Consider the following 16,181-nt stretch of genomic DNA (forward strand, 5'->3'; position numbering starts at 1 on the left):
GAGGGCCGACATGGGTGCGTTCGACTTCCCCACCGCGCCTGACGCGCAGTTCGAGGAATTCCTCGCCCGGTCCGCGGCGATCGAGGGCGAGCGGCTGGCCGCCGCCGTCCCCAAGAGCTACTTCGAGCCGCGGGTCTGGCGCGGGTTGCTCGGGTTCGCGGTCAGCTGGCTGCTGTACGGCGGCGCCGTCGTCGGTGTCGCCTTCGCCCCGCACTGGACGCTCTACCTGCCGCTGTGGATCGTGGCAGGCCTGGGCGGCTGGGGCCTGCACTGCATAGCGCACGACGCGGGGCATGGCTCCTTCTCCCGCAACAGGCGTCTGAACACCGTCATCGGACATCTGTCACTGCTGCCGCTGGCCTACCCGTTCCACTCCTGGCGGCATGTGCACAACATGCACCACGCGAGCACCAACCACCTGGAGTTGGACACCGACTGGCGCCCCCTGCCCGCCGGCGTGTACCGGCGGATGCCACTGCGACAGAAGCTCGTCTACCTGTCGACCAGGACCTGGGCGTTCTGGGGCGGCACCATCAACTACTGGGTGGAGTCCGCCTTCCGGCCGGGCTTCTACCCGAAGGCGGCGCACCGCCGTGACGTGAAGCGCTCCATCGCCTTCGTCCTGGCGCTGGGTGTGCCGTACTTCGGTGCGCTCGCCTACTTCACCGGATGGCAGGGAGTGCTGCTGTACTTCGTGGCGCCGTGGCTTGCCACCCACGCCTGGTTCAGCGCCACGACGCTGATGCACCACAGCGCCAGCGACATCCCCTACCTGACGGCCGAGCACTGGACGCGCAACGCCAGCCGCCTCCTGGTCACGACGGATTACGTCTACCCGAAGTGGCTCCTCTTCCTCACCCACAACATCTCGATCCACACGGCCCACCACGTGGCGCCGGTGATCCCCTTCTACAACCTGCCCAAGGCACAGCAGGCGCTGAAGGAGAAGTACCCCGGGATGGTGCGCGAAGAGGTGTTCTCGTTCCGCCAGATGTGGGACATCATCCGCCATCTGCACTTCTACGACACCGAGTCGGGCTTCTACAGCGACCGCTCGGGCAGCAAGGTGCCGCCCGAAGGGGCAGCCGGTTCGAAGTTCGCCGGGGCAAGACGGTGACCGGACGCCGAGCCGTGCGCAGGGTGGTCCACGGTGCGCTGAGCGCCATCGCGCCGGGCGCGGCGGCGCGCTGGGCGACCGATGTGTTCAGCGACACCCGCAGACTGGGCCTGCGGCCCGACAACGTGCTGCCGCTGGGCGCGCGGCGGTTCGCGGTGGACGGCTCCCCGGACATCTCCGGAGGGTACGTCTGGGGTGAGCCCGGTGACGGGCGGCCGACGGCACTGTTGGTGCACGGCTGGGCGTCCGACAGCAGCAGCATGCATTCCTTCGTCGGACCGATGCGGCACCTGGGCTTCACCGTCGCCGCGTTCGACGCACCGGCGCACGGAGTGTGGCCGGGGTCCCAGGCGACCATGACCCAGTACTCCCGCGCGGTCGCGGCCGTGCTGGGCGCCCTGGGCAATGTGAGCGTGATCATCGCCCACTCGCTGGGCTCGATCGCGGCGATCAGCGGGGCCGCCCTGCGCGGGGCCGAGCTGGACGCCCTGGTACTCATCGCGCCCACCTGCACGCTGAGCGGCGTCCTCGACAGGTGGGACGGAGCCGGGCTGCGCCTGGGGCCCGACACGGTGCGGCGCATCTACGCCGAGCTGCACCGGCGCAACGGCGTGCCCGTCAGCCACTGGGACGCCGTCGCACGCGGCGAGGGTCTGGACTGCCCGGTGCTGGCCGTCCATGACCCGGCCGACGCGGTGGTGCCGTACTCCGATGCCGAGGTGATCGCCCGGGATCTGCCCGGGGTCCGGCTGGAGGCCGCCCCGGACGTCGGCCACCTGGGCATCCTCAGCGCCCCGCAGGTCCAGGCCGGCGTCTCGGCGTTCGTCGCCGGACACACCGCCCGCGACGCACCCGTGGGCCCGTGATCCGCAGTCAGCAGTCCGCAGTCCGCACCGGCCCAGGAGAAGCGTCCGCCTCCGGGGCGGGTGCCCGGTAGCAGAGAAGTAAGTGATCCCATGAACGACCTGAGTGTCCGGACCGCCAAGCGAGCGTGGATGTGTCTGCTGTGCGGCTGGGTCTATTACGAGGAACTGGGGCTGCCGGAGGACGGGATACCGCCCGGCACCCGCTGGGAGGACATCCCCGACGACTGGGAGTGCCCCGAATGCGGCGCGGCCAAGGCCGACTTCGTGATGGAACAGCTGTGATCAGCACCGCCCGTTGACCAGTGACCGATGAACCACCGGGAGCAGAAGTGACCGAGTCCCAGACCTTGGCCGAACCGCTGGACGTGATGATCCGGCTGCTGTCGCCCGAGGGCAAGCAGAACCCGTACCCCCTCTACGAGGAATTGCGCGCCCACGGCGGCCTGGTGCGGCTGGGTGAGACGCATCTGCTCGCCGTCGGCCACGAGCAGTGCGCCCGGGCACTGCGCCACCCCGGCCTGCTCCAGACCGATGCGGCCATGCAGGACCTGCGCATGCCCGGCTGGCGCGAGCACTCCTCCTGGGTGTGGCTCACCAAGAACATGCTGTTCAGCAACGAGCCCGATCACGAGCGGATGCGCCGGTTCTTCTCCAGCGCCTTCTCGGCCCACAGCGTCGCCGCCTTCGCCCCGATGGTGGAGCGTCTGGCCGACGAGGCGGTGCGGCACCTGGAGAGGCTGACGGCCGACGGCGGCAGCGTGGACCTGGTGGAGGAGTTCACCTACCGGTTCCCGATCGCCGTCCTCGGTGAGCTGCTGTCCCTGCCCCAGGAGGACCTGCCCGGGCTGCACCCCGTCATCGCGGCCATCACCACCTCCATGGACCCCGTCAGCGACCTCGGCCGGCTTCAGCCGGCGGACGCCGCGATGGACCGGCTCGCCGAGTACGTCACCGAACTCGTCGCCCTGCGCCGCGCCGAGCCCGGTCCGGACCTGACGAGCGCCTTCATCCGCGCCCGCGACGCCGGCAGCGACCTGACCGAGGAAGACCTCATAGCCAACCTCATGGCCGTGATCGTGGCCGGCAGCGAGGCGCCGCAGGACCTGCTCGGCAACGCCGTCCGCATCGCCGTGGAGAACCCCGAGTACGCCGAACGCATCAGGCGGGAGCCCGAGTTCGTCTCCCGGTTCCTGGAGGAGGTGCTCCGCTTCGATCCCCCGGTGCACGCCCTGAACCGGGTCGCCGGGCAGGACCTGGAGTTCTTCGGCGAGAAGATCACCCGGGGCAGCGCGGTGACCCTGCTCATCGCCGCGGGCAACCGCGACCCCGAGCGCTTCGCCGAACCCGACCGTTTTGACCCCGACCGCGAGGGCAACAAGCAGCTGACGTTCAGCGCCGGAGCGCACTACTGCCTGGGCGCGGCCCTGGCCAGGCTGTCGGCCGAGACCGTACTGCCCCGCCTGCTGCGCCGCTTCCCGAAGCTCGCCATCGTCGGCCTGCCCGGATTCCGCGACCAGATCGTCCAACGCGGCCACGACCGCCTGCCGGCCACCCTCGGCTGAGGCCCGGGAGAAGATTCTCATGTCCACAGCTGTTCCCCTGCGGGCCGCCAGGTTCGGTGTGGTCCTCGGCGTGGTGTCGGCGGGCGTGGCGATGTCCAACCTGGACGTGTTCATCGTCAATGTCGCCCTCCCCGACGTGGGCGCCCACTACAACGGCGCGTCCCTCGCCTCGCTGTCCTGGATCCTCAACGCCTACGCCGTCGTCTACGCGGCCTCGCTGATCCCGGCAGGCGGGCTCGCGGATCGCATCGGGCCACGCCGCGCCTATCTGGCGGGGCTCGCGGTCTTCGTCCTCGCCTCCGTGGCGTGCGCACTGGCGCCCACCGTGTGGACCCTGGTCGCCGCCCGGATCGTGCAGGCGGTCGGCGCCGGCCTGCTCATCCCCTCGTCGCTGGGCATCCTGCTCATCGCGGCGCCGCCGGAGCGCCGCCTTGGGGCGGTCCGCACCTGGAGCGCCATCAGCGGGCTCGCCGCCGCCTTCGGACCGCTCGCCGGCGGTCTGCTCACCGAGCTGGACTGGCGCTGGATCTTCCTGGTCAACGTGCCGATCGGGGTGGCGGCCTGGGCGGTGGGCCTGCGCTCGGTGCCCGCCACACCGGCCCGCACCGCGAGCGCTCGCGCGGACGTGCTCGGCGCCGCCGCGCTCACCGGTGGGATCGCGCTGCTGTCCCTGGCCGTGGTCCGCAGCGAGGACTGGGGCTGGGCCTCGAGCCCGGTGCTCGGCTGCCTGGCGGGCTCGGCCCTGGCACTGGTGTTCTTCGTCGTACGGTCCGCACGTCACCCGTCCCCGGTGCTGCCGCTGAGCCTGCTGCGGCTTCCCGCGATGCCCTTCGCGACCCTGGCCAACCTGGTCTTCGCGGTGGCCTTCGCGATGATGCTGCTGTCCGCGGTGCTGTGGTCGCAGGACGTCTGGCACTGGTCCCCGCTCGCCACCGGACTGGCCATCGCCCCGGGGCCGTTGATGGTGCCGATCCTCGCGATCGGCGCCGGGCCGTTCACCCGGCGGTACGGAGCCGGCGCGGTCTCGGCGTTCGGGTGCGTGGTGTTCGCCCTCGGCATCGGCTGGTGGACGCTGGCCCTGGACACCCGCCCCGAGTACGTCACGGGGCTGCTGCCCGGCATGCTGCTCACCGGCATCGGCGTCGGACTGACCGTGCCCACCCTGGTCGGCGCAGCCGTCTCGGCGCTGCCGCCGACCAGCTTCTCCACCGGCTCCGCAGTGGTCACCATGGCCCGCCAGGTCGGCTCGGTACTGGGCGTCGCCGTCCTGGTCGCGGTGCTCGGCAACTCCCACGGCGCGGACCGGATCACGGCGTTCGACCACGGCTGGTGGCTGACCCTCGCCCTCGGCCTGGTCGCGGCGGTGCTCTGCCTCGCCATTCCCCGCCCCTCGCCCGCGAAGGAGAAGCAGTGATCACGGTGTCCCCCGCGGTGTGGGGGTCCTGTCCGCCGGGGCGGCGGCGCGCGGTGGTGATCGTGGAGGAGCCGTACGCCGGTCTCGTCCGTGTCGAGCCGACCGGGCGCCACGCCGAACAGCGCGTGATCGCCGCCGGGCCGGGTGGTTCCCTGACCGGCCTGCTCACCGAGGCGGGCCCGGACGCTGACGTCCTGGTGCTGGCCGCCGACGAGGCGTTGCTGACGGCAGACCCCGAGGCCGTCACCCCCCGGCGCTCGGTGGCCGCGGCCCACGTGGGTACCGGAGCGGACCGGATCCACCGGATCCGGCGCGTGCTGCGCTGCCTGGCGCGGCAGCGTCCCGCGGAGTGGGCGCGCCGTGAGGAGCGGCTCTTGCGGGCCCTGAACCTCTCCGGTTCGCTGACGCTCACCGAATCGCTGGCCGGTTCCAGGGCACGGCTTCAGCGCGCCGAAGACGCGGGCGGCACGGAACCGTTCACCCCGGGAAAGGTGCACGCGATCCCGCCCACCTGGCTCGCCCTGGACACCGCCCTGTCGCTCGGCACGCCGACCGGAGCGGTGACGGTCAAGGGCCACCCCGTCGTCGTCGGCGGCGACCGGGTGGGCCGCAGGGCGGTGTACGACCGCCTGACGCCGCTGGTGCGCTATCCGCTGGTGCTCGACGTCCGGGACGGCCGGGCCACTCCGGTCAAGGCCGTCGAGGCCGGTTCCGACCTCGCGGCCGCCACCCTCGAAAGGCTTTTCGAGATCGACCCCGGCATGAGCGCCGTCACGGCGGTGGCGTTCGGGTCCCACGACTCGACCCCGAGGCCGCCGTACGGCACCAGGACAGGTGGTCGCCCGGCCGCCGAGCCCGTCATCCACCTACTGCTCGGCGGCTTTCACACCCGGTTCCAGCTGGCCCTGCCCTGCGCCACCACCACGGTGCGACCGGCGGCCGGCGGGCCCGTACTGGAGGGTCCGGCACCGCGGACGGGCCGCATCTGGCGGCAGCCGCCGGCGGCCAGGCGGATGCTCCGCACCCCACCCCGGAACCTGCCTGCCGGGCGGCCCGCCGCCGGACGCCATCCGGCACGGACGCCATGAGACAGGCAGAGCTACACAACTGTTCGACATCTACCCCGTGTTGACGGATCAATCACGATATGGAGGTGCTCCCATGGGCACTCTGTCAGGCAAGGTCGCTCTGGTGACGGGCGCGAGCAAGGGCATCGGTCGGGCCATCGCCGAGCGGCTGGCGGCGGACGGGGCCCGGGTGGGCGTCCACTACAACAGCAGCGAGGCCGCGGCCAAGGAGGTCGTGACCGCGATCGAGGCGGAGGGCGGCCAAGCGTTCCTCGTCCGGGCGGAGCTCGGAGTGGACGGCGATGCGACCGCCCTGTGGGCGGAGTTCGACAAGGTCGCCGACGGGCTCGACATCCTGGTCAACAACGCCGGTGCGGGGCTGCTCGCCCCCATCGGCAATGTGCAGGAGGCCGACTTCGACAAGCTGGTCGCCGTCAATGTCAAGTCCTTGTTCTTCGTCATCCAGCAGGGCCTGGACCGGCTGCGTGACGGCGGCCGGATCATCAACGTCTCCAGCGCGACCACCCGTATCGCCATGCCCAACGTGGTGGCCTACTCGATGACCAAGGGCGCGATGAACACCCTGACGCTCACGCTGGCGGAGGCCCTCGCCCCGCGCGGCATCACGGTCAACGCCGTTGCCCCGGGAATCATCGACACGGACTTCAACCCGTGGCTGGCCCACCCGCAGATGCGGGCGCTGGCCGAGAGCTGGTCCGCTTTCGGCCGCACCGGTACCCCGGCGGACGTGGCCGGTGTGGCGGGCTTCCTCGCCTCCCCCGCCGGTGGCTGGGTCTCCGGTCAGGTGATCGACGTCAGCGGCGCCTCGTCGCTCGGCAACGGCCCGGCCCCCAAGGGCTGAGCCCTCTCTTCCGCCCATGGCCGACGGGCCCCGGGGCAGGCCGGGGCCCGTCGGCACACCCACGCATCTCCAGGAGTTCGCCATGCCGATCATCAACCGAAGACGCCTGATACAGGGGGCAGCCGCCTCTGTGACGGCGCTGGCCGGCAGTACCGCGCTCCCGGGCCCGGCCTCGGCCGCCGCCGCGGCGTCCGGGTCCGCGACCGGAGCGACGGTGACCCCCACCGACCCGCGCTACCCGCTGCTCACCACCGGCAACAACCAGCGGTTCGTCGCGGCGCCCGACTACATCAAGATGATCAGGTCGGCGTCGGACGCCGCCTCGGCCGTGCAGGCGGCGTTCAGCGCGGGCAAGCGGGTGTCGGTCCGCAGCGGCGGCCACTGCTTCACCGACTTCGTCTGCAATCCGGAGGTCGAGGCCATCCTCGACTGCTCCGAGATGACCTCGGTGGGCTACGACGACACCAAGCGGGCGTTCTTCGTCGAGCCGGGCGCCCGCCTGCAGCATGTCTACGAGGCGCTCTACAAGGGCTGGGGCGTCACCCTTCCCGGCGGTGTCTGCTACGGAGTCGGTGCGGGCGGTCACATCGCCGGCGGCGGGTACGGTCTCCTCTCCCGCCGGAACGGCCTGATCGCGGACCACCTGTATGCCGTGGAGGTCGTCACCGTCGACGCCGCGGGGACCACCAGGATCGTCACGGCCACCCGTGAGGCCGACGACCCGGGCCGCGACCTGTGGTGGGCCCACACCGGCGGTGGAGGAGGGAACTTCGGCATCGTGACCCGTTACTGGCTGCGTTCCCCGAACGCGACGGGCACCGCTCCCCAAGCCCAGCTCGTGTCGCCGCCCTCCCACGTGCTGACGCACATCCAGTCGATTCCCTGGAGTGAACTGGACCAGGCGAAGTTCACTCGGCTGGTGAAGAACTTCGGTGCCTGGTTCGAGGCGAACAGCGCCCCGAACTCGCCGTATCGCCACCTGAGCAGCATTCTCAACGTCTACTCCACCGCCTCCAGTGGCCTCAATCTGGTCACCCAGGTCGATGCCGACATCTCCGGGGCACAGCAGCTGCTGGACAACTATCTGAAGGCGGTCCTCGCCGGCGTCACCACCACACGGGCGCCGGCGCGCAAGCTCCCCTGGCTCCAGGCGACCCAGCTTCTCGGCACCATCAATGCCACGCTCAACGACCCCACGCTGCGCGGGGCCCACAAGTCGGCGTACGTGAGGACCAACTTCACGGATGCGCAACTGGCCGCGCTGTACGACTCGATGAGCAGGCCCGACTACCGCAACCCACGTGCCATGCTGGTGCTGTTCTCCTTCGGCGGGCAGGTCAACGCCGTCTCTCCCGACGCCACGGCCGTCGCGCAACGCAGCTCTGTCATCAAGATGCTCTACCAGACGTTCTGGACCCGCTCCGAGGAGGACGCCACCCATCTGGCGTGGCTCCGCAACCTGTACGCCGCGGTCCACTCGGCCACCGGAGGCGTGCCCGGCCTCGATGGCCAGACGGACGGCTGTTACATCAATTACCCGGACACCGATATGGCGGATCCTGCGATCAACACCTCCGGTATTCCTTGGCAGACGCTCTACTACAAAGGCAATTACGCACGCCTGCAGAAGATCAAGAAGAAATACGATCCGTCGAACTACTTCCGCCACTCGATGTCCATCAAGCCGGCGTAAGCCCGAGAAATCAGCGAGGGTCTCATGGGGGCACGGATAACGTCACCGACCGGCGCCGAGAGCGCGAGGATCCTGGGCATCGGCGCCTACCGGCCGCAACGCGTCGTCAGCAACGAGGAAGCGAGCCGCCACGTCGACTCCTCCGACGAGTGGATCCGCTCGCGCACCGGCATCGTCACCAGACACTGGGCCGCTCCGGACGAATCCCTCGCCGACATGGCTCAGGCAGCCGCCGGCAAAGCGCTCGCGACGGCGGGCCTGGCTCCCGAGACCGTCGACTGCGTCATCCTTGCGACCTTCACCCATCTGCGGCAGACGCCCGCGGCGGCGACGGAGATCGCATACCGGATCGGGGCCGTCAACGCGGCCGCGTTCGACATCTCCGCGGGATGCGCCGGCTTCGTCCACGGAGTCGCCCTCGCCGCCGACGCCATCCGCAGCCGCGGCGGGTACGTCGTGGTCGTGGGCGCGGAACGGATGACCGACCTGCTCGATCTCGAGGACCGGTCGACGGCGTTCATCTTCGGGGACGGCGCGGGCGCGATGGTTCTCGGCCCCTCCAGTGAGCCGGGCGTCGGCCCGGTGGTGTGGGGCGCGGACGGATCCGAGTCCGAAGCCATCGCGCAGACCGTCTCCTGGAACGCCCTGCGGGACCGGCCCGGCATGAAGTGGCCCGCTCTGCGCCAGGAGGGGCAGAAGGTCTTCCGCTGGGCGGTCTACGAAATGGCGAAGGTCGGGCGCAGGGCCCTGGACGCGGCGGGCGTCCGGGCCGGTGATCTGGATGCCTTCATCCCGCATCAGGCCAACGCTCGCATCATCGATGCGCTCGCCAGATCACTCGATCTGCCCGACCACGTGGTGGTCGCCAAGGATGTCGTCACGACGGGCAACACCTCGGGCGCGTCCGTGCCGCTGGCCATGGACGCACTCATGAGCGCGGGCGCGGTCCGCTCCGGTGGGCTCGCACTGCTGCTCGGCTACGGGGCCGGGCTCTCGTACGCGTCGACGGTTGTCACCCTGCCCTGATCCGGAAGTCAGGCGCCTGATCCTTACTCGCCGGAGGCCTTCCCGCCGCCCGCCGCAGCACCGATCATGGTCCGTGGAACCGGACCAGGCCGTGGGAGAGGTGTGACGTGCGGCTGCGCTGTGCTGTGCTGGACGACTTTCAGAAGGTGGCGGCCGAGGTCGCCGACTGGTCGGTGGTCGCGGACGACGTGGAGGTCGTGTCCTTCGACCGGCACATCGACGGCGAGGACGCCCTGGCCGCGGCCCTGGCCGACTTCGACATCGTGGTCACCCTGCGCGAGCGCGTGCCGTTCCCCGGGTCGCTGATCGCCCGGCTGCCCCGGCTGAAACTGCTCGTCGCCTCCGGCATGCGCAACTCGGTCATCGACTACGCGGCCGCCCAGGCGCACGGCGTCACGGTGTGCGGCACGGCCAGTTCCTCCACCCCACCCGTCGAACTGACCTGGGCGCTGCTCCTCGGCCTCGCCCGCGGCATCGTCGAGGAGAGCGGCGCCCTGCGCTCCGGCGGCCCCTGGCAGAGCACGGTCGGCGCCGACCTGCACGGCCGGCGCCTCGGGCTGCTCGGCCTGGGGAAGATCGGCAGCCGCGTCGCCCGGGTCGGCCTCGCCTTCGGCATGGAGGTCCACGCCTGGAGCCGGAACCTCACCCGCGAGCGCGCCGACGAGGTCGGCGTGGAACTCGCTCCTTCCAAGGAAGACCTGCTCGCGAACGGCGACTTCGTCTCGGTCCACCTCGCGCTGAGCGACCGCACCCGCGGCCTGCTCGGCCCCGCCGAACTAGCCCTCCTGAAGCCGACCGCGTACCTGGTCAACACCTCGCGCGCGGCCATCGTCGACCAGGACGCCCTCCTCGCCGCCCTGCACGAGGGCCGGATCGCCGGCGCCGGCGTCGACGTCTTCGACATCGAGCCCCTGCCCGCCGACCACCCGATGCGCACGGCCCCGCGCCTGCTCGCCACCCCGCACCTCGGCTACGTCTCCCGGGCCAACTACGCGACGTACTACGGCCAGGCGGTCGAGAACATCCGGGCCTTTCTGGCCGGTTCGCCCATCCGGCTCCTGGCCCCCCGCTGAGGTGTGCCACCTGGTGAGGCCCTGCCCGTTCGCGTACCGCGCGTATGCAGCCTCACCCGTACACGGCTCGCACGGACTACGCGTACCGGTAGATCCGGCTCTGGTCCTCCAGCTCGTCCGGTGTGACGTCCCACGGCGGCATCCTCTCGTGCCGCGCGACGACTCGGCCGTGTTGTGCGTCCCGCCGGGCGAGCGGCTTCGCGGGGAGGTAGCGGGCGCCCCGGTGCCGCCGCTGCCAGCGGGACCAGAGAAGGTCCACAAAGGCGTGGTGGAACCAGAAGACGGGGTCGTTGACAGATGCACCGCCCATCATGTGGCCGCCGACCCAACGGTGGACCCGGTTGTGGGTGCGCCAAGAAGCGGGGCCCCGCCCGGGCCCCCACCCCTCCAGCTTGTTGCGGAACCCTTTGGTCGATAGGGAGTTCCAGGGTGCCGTGTCGTAGACGGGATCCTTGAGGGCTTCTTCGAGATCCCCGGCCCTGGGCAGCGCGATCGGGTCCCGGGGGCGGCCCAGCTCACGCGTGAGATATTTAGTGTCGGTGATCCCCACCTTGATCGCCCACATACCGTGGCGGTAGGCGAAGGGGCCGGACATCACCTGCCGGTCGGAACGCCGCCCGGTGCCGCCGAGCAGGTCTTCGGTCCACGGTAGGGCCGTCGGCGTGCGGTTGCGCGTCCAGTCCCAGTACGGAACGGTCACCGACTCGTCCACGCGGCGCAGCGCGTTCTCCAGGTCCAGCAGGAACCTGCGGTGCCAGGGCAGGAAGGAAGGCGCCATGTGGGCGGCGCGCAGGCCGCCCTCACCGTCGGGCGTGTAGTACTCGATGTGCGTACGCACGAACTCGTCGTACTCACCGCGCCGTTTGAGCTCCAGCAGCGCGTTGACGAGCCGGCGCCGTTCGGACCGGGTGAGCGTGCTGACGTCCTTACGCGTGTACACCACGGCGATGCTCCCCCTCGGTGCCCTTGTTCCCGTCCGCCGTACGGCTGTCCTGCGTGCGACCGCTCCGCTCACCCGGCGTGCCCAGCCGTGCGCCGGGGCCGAGTTCGTCGACGGCAGCGCGCGCGGCGGCGAGCGGGGTCGCGAACGACTGGTAGTGGTCGACCATGCTCATCCAGCTGCCGTCCGCCCGGCGCATCAGATGCAACGGCCGCCCGTCCACGGTGACGTGCCACGCGCTCGGGCCGTCCTGACCGGGCCGCCCGGCGTCGTACCTGACACCGACGATGCGGCGCCCGCGATACGTTTCGTCGAACCGTTCCTCGCCTCCGGTCGGTCCCGGTGCCTTCCCCGCCGATCCCGATGCCCGCGGGGTCGACCGCGAGGCCACCAGGACCGGGGCGCAAGCCACTGCCAACGCCGATGCGAACAGCCCCCACAGCGCCCGGCGTCGCACCGTGGCCCTGGTGGGGTGGACGGCGGGCGACTTCGCCGCCGGGCGCGCGGCAGCCTCGGGTGTGGCCGTCATGGGCGCCGCGGGGCGCGCTGGTTGTGGCTGCGGTGGTTTGCCGGTTCGCAATGCCTGCCTCTTCCTCGCCCTGAAAGGCGGTCGCATGACACACGCTCGACGAGCCGATCCCATGCACGGCGGGATCGGCCCGGGGGATACTGCTCAGCTCTGCGCCGGCAGTCCGGGCGCCAGTCGAGCGCTCTCGCGGTCGAGGGCGTTCTTCGTCTGCTTGAGGGCGCTGGGCCGGAAACTCTTGTTCGCCGTGTCGAGCGCCTCCGGCCGGTAGTCCGCCAGCCGCTTCTCGACATGCTTCCTGACCTTGTTCGCCTCTTCGGTGAGGTCGGCGGTTTCGGCCTTCGGCGCGTCGAGAGCGCCAGCGGGAGCGGCGGCACCGGCGATGAACAGGGACCCGACAACGAGGGCGGCAGCCTTCAGAGACTTCATCATGTTCCTTTCCGCGCCAACTCGGAAGTCACCAGGGGAATTACTTCACCCCCTTCAACGAGGGCCGGACTGAGCGGAAACCCTGCACGCAGAGATTATGGCGGCTCACACGGAAGGTCACCCGAATGAAGGGCACGTCTTATCCGCCTTTCTCACCCTCGCATGAGCAGAGAATAGACTCGGTCCGGCCGTAGGAAATGAATCGTCGTACCGGGCCGCTGGGGGCCCGGTACGACGTCCGGGGCCGTGTGCCTGCTTCCCCTCAGGCACACCTGCCCGCGCTCTGGGCGAGCGGTGGTGGCCCTGGCCGTGGCGGCCCCGGCGGCGTCGCCGAGCTTCCCTCCGCGGCGGAAAGCTGACGTTTTCAGCCTTGAGCGCTGTGTCCATCAACTCGGTGACCGGGGGCACCACGGTGCCGATGTGACCCAACTGCTGGACCTGGGCCTGGAGGGGGGCCGCGTCGGCGATGGGGGCCGCCTCGCGAGTGCGGTCGCGCGCCGTGTCGGCAGCCAGGGCGACGGGAGCCGCGACGCCGAGAACGAGGGTGGCGCATGCGGACGACGCGATGCGCCGTGCCGAGAGAGTGGGCATGGACCTTTCCTTCACAGGTGATGCGCGGGGTTCCTGCGTCCACCGTGACGCCGCGCCAGGTGTGCCGTCTGGCCGCAGCGGGCCACGGACGGCGCTTCAACCAGTGACGGATCCACTGCATTTGGATATGTATGCATGTCTTATCCCGTATGTCCTTAATGCCGTTATAGAGTGACGCGTCGAACCAACCGACAACCTGATGTTTCCGTGAAGGAGCACCGCCGGTCATGCGTCACTCCCAAGGTCTCTCCACCACGGCGTGCAGGGCGGTCCGCCTGCCTGACGGCCGGTCGAAGCAGGACGGTCGTCTGCAAGGCTGTCCCGCACGGTGATGGCCGGCCGGCTTTCCGGATCGTCACACGGCGTCACGCGGCCGGGGGCCTCACCGCGCGTCCTGCACGTCACCCAGCCGGTGGACGGCGGCGTCGCCGGCGTGGTCACGGAACTGGTGCGCACCCAGCGTGCGGCCGGTTTCGACGTCACGGTCGCGTGCCCCGACGGCGGCCTGCGACAGGAGCTGCGGGAACTGGGCGCGGACGTACGGCACTGGCCCGCCACCCGGGCGCCGGGGCCGTCGCTTGCCGGTGAGGTGCTCCGGCTCGCTCGCGTCGTCGAACAGGTGCGGCCCGATGTGCTGCACGCGCACAGCGCCAAGGCCGGACTCGCGGCCCGGCTGGCGGTGCGGGGGTGGACCCCGACGGTGTTCCAGCCGCACGCCTGGTCGTTCGAGGCGGTCGGCGGGGTCACCGCGGCGGTCGCCTCGGCGTGGGAACGGTGGGCGGCGCGCTGGACCGACCGCGTGGTGTGCGTCAGCAAGGCCGAGCGCGCGCGAGGCCAACGCGCTGGAGTGCGCGCCCACTGGCGGGTGATCCCCAACGGCATCGATCCGGTGCGTTTCCACCCCGCCGCCGTCGCCGCCGTACGCCCGGCCCTCGAACCGCTCGCCGAGCTTGATCCGGCCGCCTTGCTGGTGGTCTGCGTGGGGCGGCTGTGCCGGCAGAAAGGACAGGACGTGCTGCTCGAGGCATGGCCCTCGGTGCTGCGACGGGTGCCCGGAGCCCGGCTGGCGCTCGTCGGGGACGGGCCGCAGGAACGGCCGCTACGGCACCGCGCACCCGAGGGCGTGCTGTTCACCGGGGCCGTCGCCGATGTCGTCCCCTGGTACCAGGCCGCCGACCTGGTGGTGCTGCCGTCCCGTTGGGAAGGCATGGCACTCGCCCCTCTGGAGGCGATGGCGTGCGAGCGTCCCGTGCTGGTCACGGACGTGGCCGGAGCACGCGAGAGTCTGCCGCCCGGTCACACGACGCACTGTCTGGTGCCCGCGGGCCGGCCGGGTTCGCTGGCCGACGCTGTCACCAGGACGCTGCTCGACCCGCTGCTGCGCGAGTCGCTCGGAGCCGAGGGGCGCCGCCACGTACTGGCCGCGCACGACGTGCGGCGCTCGGCCGAGGCGGTCGCGGACCTCTACCGCGAACTGCTCGGCGTCCGGCGCACGGTGGCCCACCGCGCGGAACCCACCGAGTGCAGGGAGTCGATCCGCCCGTGACCGCCGAACGTACCGTCCCTCCCCCTGGTGGCATGCCACCGGAGCGGGGATTCCCGCCCGTCTCGGTCATCCACCCGCGCGGCGCCGCCGGCGGCTTGCGGCTCCCCGCCGGGCGGCGGACCGCCAGGCGGCGCACTACCGTGCTGCCCCTGCTCGCCGCGGACGCTGCCGCCGCGCTCACCGCCGCCCCCGCACTCCCGCATCCCCTGGTGACCGCGCCCCTGCTGCTCGCCGTCCTCTGTCTGAACGCCCGGGCGGCTTTGTACCGCCCCGCCGCCGTGCCCGCCGTCCTCGACGAACTCCCCGCCGTCTGCGCACGGATCGCGGTGAGCTGGTGCGCGCTCGCGGCCGTGGTCGCGGCGCTCTCCCCCGCACATGCCCTGTCCGTCCGTACGCTGCTGACCGGCTGCGTCCTGCAGTCGGCGGCGAGTTGGACGGGCCGCGGCGCGGTGCACTGGCACCGCCGCCGGACGCTGGCCCGCCACCCCGCCGCGGCCCTCGTCGTCGGCCCGGCCGCCACCGCCCCGCGCGTGGCCGCCGCCTTCCTGCGCCACCCCGGGTGCGGCCTCAGGCCGGTCGGCGTCCTGTCCGACGGCGGGGCCGGCGGCGAGGGGCTGCCGGTGCTCAGCACGGACGAGGAGGCGCAGCGGGCCGTCATCCAGAACAACGTGCGGGCCGTGCTCATCGTCGGCCCCGCAGGCGAACACGCCGCGCTGCTGGGGAAGTTGGCCGAGGCGGGCTGCGTGCTCTGGCAGGTCGACGCGGACCTGCCGGCACCCGAGGGGGCCGGGGGCACGGCGTACGACGAGGCCGGACGCACGCCCTGCCGCCGGTCCCAGCGCGAGCGGATCGCGGGCTTCTCCTGCCGTCGCCTGGATGCCGGGCGACGCACCGACAGCCCCGCCAAGCGGGTCCTCGACGTCCTTGTCTCCGGAATCCTGCTCCTCCTCGCCGGCCCGCTGCTGCTGGTCTGCGCGGTCGTGCTGCGGGTCAGCGACGGGCCCCGGGTCGTCTTCCGCCAGGAGCGCGTCGGCAGGGACGGCCGCCCCTTCACGCTGCTGAAGTTCCGCACCCATCGCCCGGCCGACCCGCACGAGGCGGCGACCCGCTGGAGCGTGGCGGGCGAGCGGAACATGAGCCGCTTCTGCCGCTTTCTGCGCCGCACCTCGCTCGACGAGCTGCCCCAGCTGTGGAACGTCTTCCGGGGCGACATGACCCTGGTGGGGCCGCGCCCCGAACGGCCGTACTTCGTCGCCGTGTTCAGCCAGACCTACCCCGGCTACGCCGCCCGCCACCGCATGCGGACCGGCCTCACCGGGCTCGCCCAGATCCACGGTCTGCGCGGCGACACCTCCATCGAGGACCGCGCCCGGTTCGACAACGCGTACATCGACGACTGGTCGCTGTGGCAGGACGTCTGCATCCTGCTGCGCACCGCCGCCACGCTGGCCCGCCCGACGGGGAGCTGA

15 protein-coding genes are annotated in these 16,181 nt (G+C 71.4%); 12 read left to right on the forward strand and 3 right to left on the reverse strand.

Annotation, left to right across the window (positions count from 1 at the left end; genetic code table 11):
• The first annotated feature begins 10 nt into the window (after window positions 1-10).
• The 10 genes from PV963_RS16200 to PV963_RS16245 all read left to right on the forward strand — a co-directional run bounded on the left by PV963_RS16200 (window position 11) and on the right by PV963_RS16245 (window position 10,680).
• Window positions 11-1,117 carry a fatty acid desaturase gene (locus tag PV963_RS16200; protein ID WP_274816439.1) on the forward strand — a complete coding sequence of 369 codons (1,107 nt, stop codon included), beginning with the start codon at window positions 11-13 and terminating at the stop codon, window positions 1,115-1,117.
• Window positions 1,114-1,983, forward strand: a complete 870-nt coding sequence (locus PV963_RS16205) for an alpha/beta fold hydrolase (RefSeq protein WP_274816440.1) — start codon at window positions 1,114-1,116, stop codon at window positions 1,981-1,983. The genes PV963_RS16200 and PV963_RS16205 overlap by 4 nt, the downstream gene beginning before the upstream one ends.
• A gap of 90 nt (window positions 1,984-2,073) precedes the next feature.
• Window positions 2,074-2,265, forward strand: coding sequence for a rubredoxin (locus PV963_RS16210; RefSeq protein ID WP_274816441.1), 192 nt, complete (start codon window positions 2,074-2,076; stop codon window positions 2,263-2,265).
• 47 nt (window positions 2,266-2,312) lie between these two features.
• Window positions 2,313-3,545: a cytochrome P450 gene (locus PV963_RS16215; RefSeq protein ID WP_274816442.1), complete on the forward strand. Its 1,233-nt coding sequence runs from the start codon at window positions 2,313-2,315 to the stop codon at window positions 3,543-3,545.
• A gap of 19 nt (window positions 3,546-3,564) precedes the next feature.
• Window positions 3,565-4,959, forward strand: coding sequence for an MFS transporter (locus PV963_RS16220; RefSeq protein ID WP_274816443.1), 1,395 nt, complete (start codon window positions 3,565-3,567; stop codon window positions 4,957-4,959).
• Window positions 4,956-6,047 carry a hypothetical protein gene (locus tag PV963_RS16225; protein ID WP_274816444.1) on the forward strand — a complete coding sequence of 364 codons (1,092 nt, stop codon included), beginning with the start codon at window positions 4,956-4,958 and terminating at the stop codon, window positions 6,045-6,047. The genes PV963_RS16220 and PV963_RS16225 overlap by 4 nt, the downstream gene beginning before the upstream one ends.
• A 73-nt stretch (window positions 6,048-6,120) precedes the next feature.
• On the forward strand, window positions 6,121-6,888 hold the full coding sequence (locus PV963_RS16230; RefSeq protein ID WP_274816445.1) for an SDR family oxidoreductase: 768 nt from the start codon (window positions 6,121-6,123) through the stop codon (window positions 6,886-6,888).
• An 82-nt stretch (window positions 6,889-6,970) separates the two neighbouring features.
• The gene (locus PV963_RS16235) at window positions 6,971-8,581 is read left to right on the forward strand and encodes an FAD-binding oxidoreductase (RefSeq protein WP_274816446.1); all 1,611 of its coding nucleotides are present in this window, start codon (window positions 6,971-6,973) and stop codon (window positions 8,579-8,581) included.
• Between the two features lie 24 nt (window positions 8,582-8,605).
• Window positions 8,606-9,607, forward strand: coding sequence for a beta-ketoacyl-ACP synthase 3 (locus PV963_RS16240; RefSeq protein ID WP_274816447.1), 1,002 nt, complete (start codon window positions 8,606-8,608; stop codon window positions 9,605-9,607).
• A gap of 107 nt (window positions 9,608-9,714) precedes the next feature.
• Window positions 9,715-10,680 (forward strand): D-2-hydroxyacid dehydrogenase family protein, encoded by a 966-nt coding sequence (locus tag PV963_RS16245; RefSeq protein ID WP_274816448.1) that lies wholly within the window; start codon window positions 9,715-9,717, stop codon window positions 10,678-10,680.
• Window positions 10,681-10,756: 76 nt separating this feature from the next.
• Here PV963_RS16245 and PV963_RS16250 read toward each other — a convergent pair whose 3' ends face one another.
• From PV963_RS16250 to PV963_RS16260, 3 genes are all read right to left on the reverse strand, one after another.
• On the reverse strand, window positions 10,757-11,623 hold the full coding sequence (locus PV963_RS16250) for a tyrosinase family protein (protein ID WP_274816449.1): 867 nt from the start codon (window positions 11,621-11,623) through the stop codon (window positions 10,757-10,759).
• Entirely contained in the window at window positions 11,607-12,149 is a 543-nt protein-coding gene (locus tag PV963_RS16255) for a tyrosinase family oxidase copper chaperone (protein ID WP_274816450.1), read from the reverse strand. The genes PV963_RS16250 and PV963_RS16255 overlap by 17 nt, the downstream gene beginning before the upstream one ends.
• A gap of 144 nt (window positions 12,150-12,293) precedes the next feature.
• A complete protein-coding gene (locus PV963_RS16260; RefSeq protein WP_274816451.1) occupies window positions 12,294-12,578 on the reverse strand; it encodes a hypothetical protein in 285 nt (94 codons plus the stop codon).
• Window positions 12,579-13,497: 919 nt separating this feature from the next.
• Here PV963_RS16260 and PV963_RS16265 point away from each other — a divergent pair.
• Window positions 13,498-14,712, forward strand: coding sequence for a glycosyltransferase (locus PV963_RS16265; RefSeq protein ID WP_274816452.1), 1,215 nt, complete (start codon window positions 13,498-13,500; stop codon window positions 14,710-14,712).
• Complete coding sequence (locus PV963_RS16270) at window positions 14,709-16,181, forward strand: exopolysaccharide biosynthesis polyprenyl glycosylphosphotransferase (protein ID WP_274816453.1); 1,473 nt, start codon at window positions 14,709-14,711, stop codon at window positions 16,179-16,181. The genes PV963_RS16265 and PV963_RS16270 overlap by 4 nt, the downstream gene beginning before the upstream one ends.

It is taken from the genome of Streptomyces coeruleorubidus, from assembly GCF_028885415.1.
Lineage (GTDB): Bacteria > Actinomycetota > Actinomycetes > Streptomycetales > Streptomycetaceae > Streptomyces > Streptomyces coeruleorubidus_A.

What these genes read in the sequence shown, in the direction of transcription:
- PV963_RS16200 (WP_274816439.1), top strand. Translation starts at nt 11, where the DNA reads ATGGGTGCGTTCGACTTCCCCACCGCGCCTGACGCGCAGTTCGAGGAA.
- PV963_RS16210 (WP_274816441.1), top strand. Translation starts at nt 2,074, where the DNA reads ATGAACGACCTGAGTGTCCGGACCGCCAAGCGAGCGTGGATGTGTCTG.
- PV963_RS16220 (WP_274816443.1), top strand. Translation starts at nt 3,565, where the DNA reads ATGTCCACAGCTGTTCCCCTGCGGGCCGCCAGGTTCGGTGTGGTCCTC.
- PV963_RS16230 (WP_274816445.1), top strand. Translation starts at nt 6,121, where the DNA reads ATGGGCACTCTGTCAGGCAAGGTCGCTCTGGTGACGGGCGCGAGCAAG.
- PV963_RS16235 (WP_274816446.1), top strand. Translation starts at nt 6,971, where the DNA reads ATGCCGATCATCAACCGAAGACGCCTGATACAGGGGGCAGCCGCCTCT.
- PV963_RS16240 (WP_274816447.1), top strand. Translation starts at nt 8,606, where the DNA reads ATGGGGGCACGGATAACGTCACCGACCGGCGCCGAGAGCGCGAGGATC.
- PV963_RS16255 (WP_274816450.1), bottom strand. Translation starts at nt 12,149, where the DNA reads ATGACGGCCACACCCGAGGCTGCCGCGCGCCCGGCGGCGAAGTCGCCC.
- PV963_RS16260 (WP_274816451.1), bottom strand. Translation starts at nt 12,578, where the DNA reads ATGATGAAGTCTCTGAAGGCTGCCGCCCTCGTTGTCGGGTCCCTGTTC.
- PV963_RS16265 (WP_274816452.1), top strand. Translation starts at nt 13,498, where the DNA reads ATGGCCGGCCGGCTTTCCGGATCGTCACACGGCGTCACGCGGCCGGGG.